9 protein-coding genes are annotated in these 12564 nt (G+C 71.5%); 7 read left to right on the forward strand and 2 right to left on the reverse strand.

Going from position 1 to position 12564, the window contains the following annotated elements; translation table 11 throughout:
- The first annotated feature begins 41 nt into the window (after positions 1–41).
- The 5 genes from IF651_RS09920 to IF651_RS09940 all read left to right on the forward strand — a co-directional run bounded on the left by IF651_RS09920 (position 42) and on the right by IF651_RS09940 (position 5247).
- Entirely contained in the window at positions 42–899 is an 858-nt protein-coding gene (locus IF651_RS09920; RefSeq protein ID WP_191828959.1) for a fumarylacetoacetate hydrolase family protein, read from the forward strand.
- 7 nt (positions 900–906) lie between these two features.
- Positions 907–1383, forward strand: coding sequence for an RbsD/FucU domain-containing protein (locus tag IF651_RS09925; RefSeq protein WP_191828960.1), 477 nt, complete (start codon positions 907–909; stop codon positions 1381–1383).
- Positions 1384–1534: 151 nt separating this feature from the next.
- Positions 1535–3133: a sugar ABC transporter ATP-binding protein gene (locus tag IF651_RS18220; protein WP_338403889.1), complete on the forward strand. Its 1599-nt coding sequence runs from the start codon at positions 1535–1537 to the stop codon at positions 3131–3133.
- Positions 3133–4140: an ABC transporter permease gene (locus IF651_RS09935; protein ID WP_191828961.1), complete on the forward strand. Its 1008-nt coding sequence runs from the start codon at positions 3133–3135 to the stop codon at positions 4138–4140. Before IF651_RS18220 ends, IF651_RS09935 begins: the two co-directional genes overlap by 1 nt.
- Before the next feature lie 105 nt (positions 4141–4245).
- Positions 4246–5247 carry an ABC transporter substrate-binding protein gene (locus IF651_RS09940; RefSeq protein WP_191828962.1) on the forward strand — a complete coding sequence of 334 codons (1002 nt, stop codon included), beginning with the start codon at positions 4246–4248 and terminating at the stop codon, positions 5245–5247.
- Between the two features lie 68 nt (positions 5248–5315).
- Here the strand turns inward: IF651_RS09940 and IF651_RS09945 are convergent, their stop codons facing one another.
- Both IF651_RS09945 and IF651_RS09950 read right to left on the reverse strand, forming a co-directional pair.
- Positions 5316–6026: a FadR/GntR family transcriptional regulator gene (locus IF651_RS09945; protein ID WP_191828963.1), complete on the reverse strand. Its 711-nt coding sequence runs from the start codon at positions 6024–6026 to the stop codon at positions 5316–5318.
- 15 nt (positions 6027–6041) lie between these two features.
- On the reverse strand, positions 6042–7424 hold the full coding sequence (locus IF651_RS09950) for an enolase C-terminal domain-like protein (protein WP_191828964.1): 1383 nt from the start codon (positions 7422–7424) through the stop codon (positions 6042–6044).
- A gap of 146 nt (positions 7425–7570) precedes the next feature.
- Between IF651_RS09950 and IF651_RS09955 the strand changes: the two genes are divergently transcribed.
- Both IF651_RS09955 and IF651_RS09960 read left to right on the forward strand, forming a co-directional pair.
- Entirely contained in the window at positions 7571–8494 is a 924-nt protein-coding gene (locus tag IF651_RS09955; protein WP_422110475.1) for a methyltransferase, read from the forward strand.
- Positions 8495–8711: 217 nt separating this feature from the next.
- Complete coding sequence (locus IF651_RS09960; protein WP_191828965.1) at positions 8712–12485, forward strand: glycosyl hydrolase family 95 catalytic domain-containing protein; 3774 nt, start codon at positions 8712–8714, stop codon at positions 12483–12485.
- Positions 12486–12564 lie beyond the last annotated feature (79 nt).

Below are 12564 nucleotides of genomic sequence, written 5' to 3' on the forward strand. Positions count from 1 at the left end.
CCGACGACGTCGGGCCGGACCCCACCAACGAAGAGGACACGATGCACCTGCTCCGCCTGGGCCCTGCCGGCCAGGAGATCCCCGCCGCCACGCAGGACGGGACGACCTACGACCTGCGCCCTCTGACCGCCGACGTCGACGGCGCGTTCCTCGCATCCGACGGTCTCGCGCGCACGCGTGCGGCGCTCGCGGCGGGTGGGCTGCCCGTGCTCGAGGGCGCGGACTCGCTGCGTCGCGGCAGCCCCGTCGCACGACCACCCGCCGTGATCTGCATCGGGCAGAACTACGCCGCGCACGCCGCGGAGTCGGGTGCCCAGCCGCCGTCGACCCCGATCGTGTTCCTCAAGCACCCCAACACCGTCGTGGGCCCCGACGACACGGTGCCCATCCCGCCCGGCTCGGCGCGGACGGACTGGGAGGTCGAGCTCGGTGTCGTGGTCGGCCGTCGCACGAGCCGACTGGCCTCGCCGGACGAGGCGCTCGCCCACGTCGCGGGATACACGGTGGTCGACGACGTGAGCGAGCGGGCGTGGCAGCTCGAGGACTCGCTCGGGCAGTGGTCGAAGGGCAAGTGCGGGCCGGCCTTCGCGCCCACGGGGCCCGCGCTCGTGCCCGCGGACGAGCTCGACGCCGGCGACCTGCGCCTGCGCTCGTGGGTGAACGGAGAAGTGCGCCAGGACTCCTGGACGAGCGACATGATCTTCGACGTCGCGTTCCTGGTGCACCACCTGTCGCACTACATGACGCTCGAGCCCGGCGACCTGATCTGCACGGGTACCCCGCAGGGCGTCGCGCTCTCCGGACGCTTCCCCTACCTGGACGACGGGGACGTCGTCGAGATCGAGATCGAGGGCATCGGGCGCCAGCGGCACGTGTTCTCCCGGGACGTGGGGCGGTGAGGGTCGCGTGCTGCGCTACGAGCTCCTGCACCCCGGCCTGATCGCCGCGCTCGCCTCCGCGGGGCACGGCTCGCGGGTCCTGCTGGCGGACGCCAACTACCCGCACTCGACCGGCGCCCGACCCGGGGCGCCCCGGGTGCACCTCAACGTGCGGCCCGGGCTGCTCAGCGTCGACCAGGTGCTCGAGGTGCTGCTCGACGCGGTACCCGTCGAGTCCGCGACGGTCATGGTGCCCGGGGGAGTCGACGGTGACGTCGAGGCGGCGGGCCGACCGGTGCCGGCGCACGCCGGGTACCGGGCCGCCCTGACGGAGGTGGTGGGTGCGAGCGGTGTCGTGTGGCACGAGCTCGACCGTTTCGCGTTCTACGCCGCGGCCAGGTCCGACGACGTCGCGCTGCTCGTCGCGACCGGAGATCAGCGCGTCTACGCCAACCTCCTGCTGACCGTCGGCGTACGACGACCGAGCGATGCTCCTCGGCCGTGAGCAAGACAATCATCTGATGTACTGCCTGCAACCCCTGGTCAAGGTCACGGTTCTGTCGCGAATTCGGCGAGAGAGAGGTGGCAGTGCTTGAAATGCATCTGATGTATGCGGTAGAACTAGTCAGTCACATCGTCAGGCAAAGGGGCTTCACGTGAGCACGGACGCGACAGGCGCCGAGAACGCCGAGAGCGTGGCGGCCACGACGGGTGCGGGGACGACCCCGCCGTCGGGCCCCACTCTCCTCCAGGTCGAGGGGATCACCAAGACGTTCCCGGGTGTCAAGGCTCTCGACGACGTCCGCCTCGACCTGCGCCACGGCGAGGTCCTCGCGCTCGTCGGCGAGAACGGTGCGGGCAAGTCGACGCTGATGAAGCTTCTGTCCGGCATCTACCAGCCGGACGTCGGGACCATGGAGCTCGACGGCGAGCCGCTCCACGTGTCGAGCACGCGCGAGGCGAACGAGCGCGGCATCAGCATCATCCACCAGGAGTTCCACCTCATGCCCGACCTCTCGGTCGCGCAGAACATCTACGCGGGGCGCGAGCCGCGACGTCTGGGCTTCATCGACGACCGCGAGCTCGTGCGACGCGCCGACGCGTTGTTCCGACGTCTTGAGATCCCGCTCGACCCGCGTCAGCAGGTCTCGCAGCTCAGTGTCGCCGGCCAGCAGATGGTGGAGATCGCCAAGGCGCTGTCCTTCGACGCCAAGGTCCTCATCATGGACGAGCCCACCGCGGCCCTGAACGACACCGAGGTCCGGACCCTCTTCCGGCTGATCGAGGGCTTCGTGAGCCCGACGACCGGGGTCATCTACATCTCGCACCGCATGGACGAGATCAAGGAGATCTCGGACCGCATCACGGTCCTGCGCGACGGACAGTACATCGACACGCTCGACACGCCCGGTACCGAGGTGGGCGACGTCATCTCGCGCATGGTAGGCCGCGCGATCAAGACCGACGTGCGACCGTCCGCCTCCGGGACCGACAGGCCCGTCGTGCTGTCCGTCCGTGGACTGAGCACGCGCAAGCTGCTCAAGGACGTCTCGTTCGACCTGCACGAGGGCGAGATCCTCGGCTTCGCCGGCCTGATGGGTGCCGGCCGTACGGAGGTCGCGCGCGCCGTCGTCGGGGCCGACCGCAGCACCGGCCGGCTCGAGGTGCGCGGACGCACGGCGCGGGTGCGCAACCCTGCCGAGGCCGTGCGCCACGGGATCGGGTACCTCTCCGAGGACCGCAAGCGCTACGGGCTGCTGGTCGACCAGGACGTGACCGCCAACGTCGCGCTGGCCTCCGTCGGCCGGGAGTCCCGGGCCGGCTTCGTGCGCGACGCCTGGAGCCGTCGGGTCGCCGCCGAGATGGTCGAGCGGCTCGGGGTCAAGACGCCGTCCGTCCGCCAGCGGGTGAAGAACTTGTCGGGCGGCAACCAGCAGAAGGTCGTGCTCGCCAAGTGGCTCGTGCGGGACTGCGACGTCCTCATCGTCGACGAGCCGACGCGAGGTATCGACGTGGGCGCGAAGGAGGAGATCTACGAGCTGCTCGAGTCTCTCGCCGCGCAGGGCAAGTCGATCGTGATGATCTCCTCCGAGCTGCCGGAGGTGCTGCGCCTGTCCGACCGCGTCGTCGTGATGTGCGAGGGCCGGGTCACCGGAGTCCTCGACAACGCCGACGCCACGCAGCAGAACATCATGGAGCTCGCGACGCAGTTCGGCGGAGCAGAGCACCTCCTCGCCACGACCGGAGCCGCCTGATGAGCACGACGACCACCCCCGTCACCGACACCCTGCCGGAGTCCGTGACGTCGCCGCGGGGCCCCCGCTACCGCCAGGGTCTCCAGCAGATCCTCGCGTTCGCCGGCCTCGTGGCGATCTTCGCCTTCTTCTCGATCGCGAGCCCGTACTTCCTCGACTGGGCCAACATGAAGGGCATCCTGCTCGCGAGCGCCGTCACCGGGATCATGGCGCTCGGTGCGACGTTCGTCATCGCGACCGGGGGGATCGACCTCTCCGTGGGTACCGGCATGACGCTCTGCTCCGTCATGACCGGCGTCTTCCTCACCAACATGGGGCTCCCGCTCGTCGTGGGGGTCCTCGGCGGCATCGCGACCGGGGCGCTGCTCGGCCTCGTCAACGGCGTCAACGTGTCGTTCCTCGGGATTCCCCCGTTCATCGCGACACTCGCGATGATGATGGTCGCCCAGGGACTGTCGCTGGTCATCTCCGGCACCAAGCCCATCTACTTCTCCGACGTCGACGGCTTCACGCAGATCGCGCTCGGAGAGCTCGTGCCCGGGCTGCCCAACGCGGTCCTGATCTTCTTCCTCGCCGCCGTGGTCGCCGGCGTCCTGCTGAGCAAGTCGTTGCTCGGCCGGTACGCGCTCTCGATCGGCTCCAACGAGGAGGCGACCGCGATCTCCGGGATCGACGTCCGGCGCTGGAAGGTCCTCGTCTACACCGTGGCCGGGGTGTTCACCGGCCTCGCCGGTGTCGTCATGGCGTCCCGCCTCAACTCGGCCCAGCCCGGGCTCGGCCTCGGCTACGAGCTCGAGGCGATCGCCGCCGTCGTCATCGGTGGCACGTCGCTGCGCGGCGGCAAGGGCACCGTCCTGGGCACCGTCATCGGCGCGCTGATCATGGCGACGCTCACGAACGGCCTGCGGATCATGTCGATCCCGCAGGAGTGGCAGAAGGTCGCGGTCGGCATCGTGATCCTCCTCGCCGTGTTCACCGACATCCTGCGGCGCGGGAAGGACGCCTGAGCGTCCACCGCGCGGAACGACACCGTACCGACGTCGTCGGTACGCCGACCGAGCACGTCCTCCTCGTCCCTGGACGACGACGTCGAACCGAAGGAGAAGTCCGACATGTTGCACACGAAGTCCGCACGACTGAAGTCCACGGGGGTCGCGGCAGCGGCCGCCCTCCTGCTCGCCCTCGGTGCGTGCAGCTCGGGAGACGACGGTGATGCCGGCGGCTCCGGCGAGGGCGGCGGCGACACGCCCTACGTCGCGCTGGTCTCGAAGGGCTTCCAGCACCAGTTCTGGCAGGCGGTGAAGCAGGGGGCCGACGACGCGGCGGACGAGCTCGGGGTCGAGGTCACCTTCGAGGGTCCCGAGACCGAGACCGAGGTCGACAAGCAGCTCTCGATGCTGCAGACGGCCCTCGACAAGAACCCGGACGCCATCGGGTTCGCGGCGCTCGACTCGGAGGCGTCGATCCCGCTCATGACGGATGCGCAGTCGCGCGGCATCCCGGTCGTCGCGTTCGACTCGGGTGTCGAGTCCGACGTCCCGGTCACGACGGTCTCGACCGACAACGCGGCTGCGGCGGCCGAGGCGGCCAAGCACATGGTCGACCTGATCGGCGGCAGCGGGAAGATCGCCGTGCTCGGGCACGACCAGACCTCGCAGACGGGCCAGCAGCGCGTGACGGGGTTCGTCGACTACATCGAGCAGAACGCCCCGGACGTCGAGATCGTCGACACCCAGTACGCGGGCGGCGACCAGCTCAAGTCGGCCGACGCGGCGAAGTCGATCCTGCAGGCGCACCCGGACCTCAAGGGGATCTACGGCACGAACGAGGGCGCGGCGACCGGCGTGGTCAAGGCCGTCCAGGAGCAGGACATGGCCGGGGAGCTCACGGTCATCGGGTTCGACTCCGGCAAGGCGCAGATCGACGCGATCAACGACGGCCTCATGGCCGGTGCGATCACGCAGAACCCGGTCGGCATCGGCTACGAGACCGTGAAGGCGGCGGTCGCCGCGATCGACGGCGAGGACGTCGAGCCGGTCATCGACTCGGGCTTCTACTGGTACGACGCGGACAACATCGACGACCCGGAGATCGCCGCGGTCCTGTACGAGTAGTCCGTCCCGACGGGCCCCCGCGGTGCGTCCTGCCGCGGGGGCCTCGTGCGTGTCCCGGCGGGCAGCGCTCAGGGTGTGTCGTCGGGGGCGTCGTCCGGCACCCCGGGGAGCGACTCCTCGACGCCGAGGAGGTGGTTCGCCATCCGGATGCGGGCACGGTCGGCGTCGCCTGCGACGAGCGCCCGCCAGATCGCCTCGTGCTCGCCGTGCGTGCGCTGCTCGGCGCCCTCCTCGTGGAGCCCGCGCCACAGGCGTTCGCGCACGGTCCTGCTCGCCAGGGACTCGATGAGCGCGGTGAGGACGGGGTTGCCCGTGTGGGCGGCCACGATCCGGTGGAACGCGATGTCGGTCTCGATGAAGCGGTCGTGGTCGACCGGGGCGTGGCCGAGGATCTCGTCCACCTGGTCGAGCACGTCCCGCGCGTCCGCGAGCGCCTCGGGCGTGATCCTGGCCGCTGCGAGGCCTGCGGCCTCGGTCTCGAGGAGGCGGCGCACCGCGTGGAAGGGCCGCGCGCTGCCGTCGCCCTGGAGGTCCACGACGAAGCCCATGGGGGCGAGCAGGCGGCCGGGGTCGAGGTTGGTGACGTAGGTGCCGTCGCCCTGGCGCGTGTCGACGATGCCGAGGATGGACAGCGCCCGCACGCCCTCACGGAGCGAGCCGCGCGAGACGCCGAGCGTCTCGGCGAGCTCCTTCTCGACGGGCAGACGATCCCCGGGGCCGAGCTCCCGGTCCAGGATCATCCGCTTGATGCCGTCGACCACCTGATCCGTGCGAGACATGGTGGACAGTATGACCTACCGGAGCGCTCCGGCGCGGGATTCCTCAGATGACTCCGCGCTGCTGCCGTTGCGCGGCGCGGCCGCCCAGAAGTCGCCGCCGGGGAAGCGGTACCGCTCGACCGACACCTCGTGCATCTGCGTCGAGTACCCGGGACGCGAGGGCAGCACGTAGCCGCTCCCGGCCCCGGTGTCGGCGACGACGCACGGGTCGGTGAAGTGCTCGTGCAGGTGGTCGACGAACTCGGTGACCCGGTCGGTGAGGTCCCCGGCGATCGCGACGTAGTCCAGCACGGAGACGTGCTGGACCATCTCGCACAGCCCGACGCCGCCGGCGTGCGGGCACACCGGCACCCCGAACTTGGCGGCCAGCAGCAGGACGGCGACGATCTCGTTGATGCTCGCGAGCCGGCCCGTGTCGAGCTGGCAGTAGTCGATCGCCTCGGCCTGGAAGAACTGCTTGAACATGACGCGGTTGTGGCAGTGCTCGCCGGTCGCGACGCCGATCGGCGCCACCGCCCGGCGGATCGCGGCGTGGCCGAGCACGTCGTCGGGGGAGGTCGGCTCCTCGATCCACAGCGGGTCGAACCGGACGAGCTCGGACATCCAGTCGATCGCCTGCGGCACGTCCCACACCTGGTTGGCGTCGACCATGAGCCTGCGGTCAGGTCCGATGACCTCGCGCGCGATCGACAGTCGTCGGACGTCGTCCTCGAGGCTCGCGCCGACCTTCAGCTTGATGTGCCCGTAGCCGGCGTCGACGGCCTCCTGGCACAGGCGGCGCAGCTTGGCGTCGTCGTACCCGAGCCAGCCGGCCGACGTCGTGTACACGGGGTACCCGGTGCGCTCGAGGTGGGCGATGCGCTCGGCCTTGCCGGCCCGCTTGGCCTCGAGGATCGCGACGGCCTCGTCGCGGGTGAGCGCGTCGGAGAGGTAGCGCAGGTCCGCGACGTCGACGAGCTCGGCGGGGGTCATGTCCGCGAGCAGACGCCACAACGGCTTCGCGGCACGGCGCGCGACGAGGTCCCACGTCGCGTTGAGGACGGCTGCGAGGGAGAGGTGGACGACGCCCTTCTCCGGCCCGAGCCAGCGCAGCTGCGAGTCCGACGTCAGCGCCCGGTACACCCCGCCCATGTCGGCCGCCACCTCGTCGACGTCGCGCCCGACGAGCACGGCGCCCTGCTGGCGCGCGGCCGTGGCGACGATGTCGTTGCCGCGACCGATCGTGAACGTCAGGCCGTAGCCGGCAAGCGGTTCGCCGAGCGAGTCGGTGGCGTCCGTCCGGACGACGACGTAGGCCGCGGAGTAGTCGGCGTCCTTGTTCATCGCGTCCGACCCGTCCGCGGTGAGCGACGTGGGGAAGCGGACGTCCTCGACCGTGATGCTGGTGATCCTCGCCATGCCTACCCTCGCGCTCTTCCGCAGCCTTGCGGAAATACATCTGATGACTGACTCAGGCTAGAGGAGCAGATGGGCGAGGTCAAGCGACGAAGGCCGCTCTGCGGGCGCGAGACATCGAACGACTGGAGGCATGGAACGATGACGGTGTGGGAAAGTCCGTGGGTGAGGGTCTCAGCTCGCCCGGCGGGCCTCCGGGAGCCGACGCCGCTGCCCGGGCGCGGCTGGTCGCCAGGCTGCGGGGGGCCGGGTGCGTCTTCGCCGAGGACGAGGCGGCGCTGCTCCTCGCGGCGTCCGACGACGGCCGACGGCTCGAGCGGCTCGTCGCACGACGGGTCGCCGGCGAGCCGCTCGAGCAGGTGCTGGGCTGGGCGGAGTTCCGCGGCCTGCGGGTACGGGTCGCGCCGGGTGTCTTCGTCCCCCGGCGCCGGACCGCGCTGCTGGTGACCCGGGCTCTCGCGCTGCTGGGGGTCGGTGCCGTGGACCCGGAGGACGGCGGGGCCCCGTCGGGCCGCGCGGGGGCGACCGGTCACGGGCGGGCGCGTCGACCCGTCGTCGTGGACCTGTGCTGCGGCACCGGCGCGCTCGGCATGGCTCTCGCTGGCGAGGCGGCTGCAGCGGGCTTGTCCGTCGAGCTGCACGCGGCGGACGTCGACGCGGCAGCGGTCGCGTGCGCGGCCGGCAACCTCGCCGGTGTCGGGGCCGTGCACGCGGGCGACCTGTTCGACGCGCTGCCCCTCGGGCTGCGCGGGCGTGTCGACGTGCTGCTCGCGAACGTGCCCTACGTGCCGTCCCGCGAGATCGTCCACCTGCCGCCCGAGGCGCGCGATCACGAGGCTCGCGTCGCGCTCGACGGCGGCCCCGACGGCCTGGACGTCCTGCGGCGTGTCGTCGCGGGCGCCGCGCACTGGCTCGCGCGCGGCGGGTCGCTGCTGAGCGAGGTCAGCGAAGCGCAGCTCGACGCTGCGGTGTCCGTGCTGCGCGGCGCCGGTCTCGACGCGCGCCCGGTCCACGACGACGCGACCGGCGCGACCGGCGTCATCGGGTCCCGCCCAGAAGCCGGGCCGTCGTGACGGGCATGTGCAGCGAGTCGGTTCGCACGGTGGCCCGCACACATTGATCAGATGAGATGGCGGCTCTTGCTGCACTTCTGCTCGGAAGTCCTTGACCTGACCGGGCAAAGGTCGCCATGCTGGGACCTACACATCGGATGTTTCATGGTTCCGGCGTAGTCCGAGCGCCGCCACCGACCGACCGCGGCACGCTGGTGTGCCGCCCTGGAGGCCACTGATGTCCCCTGTCCGACCCCCTGCGCGCCGACCCGGCTCCCGCCGGCTCGTCGCGATGTCCACGGCCGGAGCGCTGGCGGTGCCGCTCGCGCTCCTGGCCACACCTGCCGTCGGCTCCGGCGGGCCCGTGCCCACCGCCGTCCCGGCCGCGATCCCCGCCGACGCGCCGACGATCCCCGGCGACCCTGACACCATCTGGTTCGACGAGCCGCTCGACACCGGCGCCGGCAACCTCCAGCAGGAGTGGGAGCAGCGCGCGCTGCCCATCGGCAACGGCGCGATGGGCGCGACCGTCTTCGGCGGGATCGAGCGCGAGCAGCTCCAGCTCAACGAGAAGACCCTCTGGTCCGGCGGGCCGGGGGCGTCCGGGTACGACTACGGCAACTGGACCAGCCCGCGACCGGACGCGATGCAGGACGTCCGGGACGAGATCGCGGAGAACGGGTCCGCGAGCCCCGAGTGGGTCGCGGACCAGCTCGGGCAGCCGAAGTCGAGCTTCGGCTCCTACCAGACCCTCGGCGACCTCGTCCTCGACATCCCCGGGGTCGACCCGGGGCAGGCGACCGACTACCGCCGCGCTCTCGACATCGGGGACGCCGTCGCCACCACGACGTACGTGCTCGACGGCACGACGTTCACGCGCGAGTACTTCGCGAGCGCGGCGGACGACGTCGTCGTCGTCCGACTCTCCGCGGACGAGCCGGGCGCCGTCGCGTTCGAGGCCGGGCTCGACGTCCCGGCAGGACGATCGGGCGTCACGCAGACCGCCGCGGACGGGCGCATCACGACCGCAGGAGCGGTGAGCAACAACGGGCTGCGGTTCGAGTCCCAGGTGCAGGTCCTCGCCGACGGCGGGACGCGCACCGACGGCGACGGGCGCGTCGTCGTCGAGGGCGCCGACTCCGCGACCCTGGTCCTGTCGGCCGCGACCGACTACGCGGGCGTCTACCCCGACTACCGCTCCGGGGGCGACCCGCGCGAGGTCGTCACGCCGGTCGTCGACGCCGCCGCGGGCAAGGGCGGTGACGCCCTGCTCGACGCCCACCTCGCGGACTACCACGAGCTGTACGAGCGCGTCCGCCTCGACCTCGACGCCGAGCTGCCCGACGTCCCGACCGACGAGCTGCTCGCGGAGTACCGCGCCGGTGCGTCGCCCGCGAACCAGCGGGCGCTGGAGGCGCTGTACTTCCAGTTCGGGCGCTACCTCCTCGTCTCGTCGTCGCGCGACGGCTCCCTGCCCGCGAACCTGCAGGGTGTGTGGAACCGTGTGAACAACCCACCGTGGGACGCGGACTACCACGTGAACATCAACCTCGAGATGAACTACTGGCCCGCGGAGACGACGAATCTCTCGGAGACCACGGCGCCGCTGTTCGACTACGTCGACTCGATGGTCGCACCGGGCGAGGTCACGGCGAGCGAGATGTACGACTCGCGGGGCTGGGTCGTCGGCAACGAGACGAACCCGTGGGGCTTCACCGGCCTGCACGAATGGGCGTCCTCGTTCTGGCAGCCGGACGCCGCGGCGTGGCTCGCCCAGCACTACTGGGAGCACTACCAGTTCACCGGTGACGACGAGTTCCTCACGGAGCGCACGTACCCGATGCTGAAGTCGATCGCGCGGTTCTGGTTCGACTTCCTCACCGTCGACCCGCGCGACGGCTCGCTGGTCGTGTCCCCCAGCTTCTCGCCCGAGCAGGGCCAGTTCACCGCGGGTGCCTCCATCTCGCAGCAGATCGTGACGCAGGTCCTGGCGAACACGGCCGAGGCGGCCGCGCTCGTCGGCGAGGACGACGCCACCTTCCTCGACGAGCTCGAGTCCACCCGCGCGGAGCTCGACCCGGGCCTGCGCATCGGGTCGTGGGGTCAGCTCCAGGAGTGGAAGGAGGACATCGACGACCCGAACAACACGCACCGGCACGTGAGCCACCTGTGGGCGCTCTTCCCGGGCGACGCGGTGTCCCCGGCCAGCACGCCCGAGCTCGCGGCCGCGGCGCGCACGTCGCTCGAAGGTCGTGGGGACGGCGGCACCGGGTGGAGCAAGGCGTGGAAGATCAACTTCTGGGCGCGTCTGCTCGACGGCGACCGGGCGCACAAGCTCCTGGGCGAGCAGCTCAGGAGCAGCACGCTCGACAACCTGTGGGACAACCACCCTCCGTTCCAGATCGACGGGAACTTCGGCGCCACGTCCGGCGTGGCGGAGATGCTGCTCCAGAGCCAGGACGGCGTGGTGGACGTGCTCCCGGCGCTGCCCAGCGCGTGGGCCGACGGTTCCGTCAGCGGGCTGGTCGCCCGTGGGGGCACGGAGGTGGACGTGACGTGGGCGAGCGGTTCGGCGTCCGAGATCGTCCTGCACCCGACGGCCGACGGGGACCTGACGGTCCGCAACCCGATCTTCGCGACGGGCGCGTACACGCTCGTCGACTCCGACCAGAACCCCGTCGAGCATGAGCGCGACGGCGCAGAGGTCACGTTCGCCGCGACGGACGGCGGGGTGTATTCGGTCGCGGCCCTCGCGTCGGTGGTGGTCGACGCCCCGGCCACCGCGACGTCGGGCGACGTGGTCGACGTGACGGCCACGGTGACGGCTCTGGGCGACGCACCGGTGCCTGCCGGTCGTGCGGAGATCGTGCTGCCCGACGTGGACGAGGGCCAGGAGGCGTGGTCCGCGGAGCCGACGAGCGTCGAGGTGCCCGAGGTGCCCGCGGGCGAGTCCCGGGAGGTGTCCTTCGCCGTGACGGTCGGGGCCGGCGACGCGTCCGGCACGTCACCGGTGACGGTCCGGCTCACCACGGGTGACGCGGTGATCGAGGGCCGGGCCGCCATCGCGGTGCGGGCACCCGCGCCGTGCGCAGTGCCACCTGCCGACGGCGCGCTGCTCGCGTGGGACCTGGGTGAGGACCCGTTGACCGACGCGTCGGGCAACGATCGCGTGCCGCACGTCGAGGGCAGCGGCGGGGTGGTCGAGGAGGGGCCGACCGGGTCGGCCCAGACCCTCGGTCAGGACCAGTACGTCGCGAGCGACCCCTTCGCGCTCGGCTACCTCTACGAGGTGAGCTTCGCGGGCGAGTTCCGCATCGACTCGGGCCAGGCGTCGTACCGGCGCCTGTTCGACGCGATGCCCTCGGGCCAGGACGCGGACGGCATCCTCGTCGACCTCACACCGTCGAACGCCGTGCGCGTCAACACGGCGGGCAGCAGCCTCACGACCGGCGTCACGGTGCCCACCGACCGCTGGATCGACCTCGTCGTGACGATCGACGCCCAGGGCGCGGTGACCGTCTACGTCGACGGGGAGGCCAGCTCCGGGGGGACGCTCGGCGGCTACGAGGCGGTGCTGGGCTGCGGTGAGCGACCGTTCCTGGTCGGTGCGAACCAGAACGGTTCCGAGCGGCAGCGTGGCGCGGTGGACCGGGTGGCTGCGTTCGGCCGCGCACTGACGGCCGAGGAGGTCGGTACGTGGCAGGACCTGGCGTTCGACGACGGCGGTGACGGCCCGGAGGTCGACGTCCAGGCGGTTCCTCGCTGCCTGGCCGGGACCGTCTACGTCGCGGTGCGGGGCACGAACAGCGGCGACCGGCCGGTGGACGTCACGCTCACCACCCCGTTCGGCTCGAGGTCGTTCGACGGCGTCGAGCCGGGGAAGAGCGCCTACCAGGCCTTCTCTGCCCGGTCGGCGAGCGTGGACGAGGGGACGGTGACCGTCACCACCCAGGTGTCCGACGACGGCCCGTCCGCCGAGCAGGTCGTCGCCTTCGAGGCGCACGCCTGCTGACCAGGTCATGCGTGCCCCGACCGCCGACGTGCGCTCGGGGCACGCATGCCCGTCCGGCACGACGTGACCCGCGACCCAC

The organism is Cellulosimicrobium arenosum (genome assembly GCF_014837295.1).
Lineage (GTDB): Bacteria > Actinomycetota > Actinomycetes > Actinomycetales > Cellulomonadaceae > Cellulosimicrobium > Cellulosimicrobium arenosum.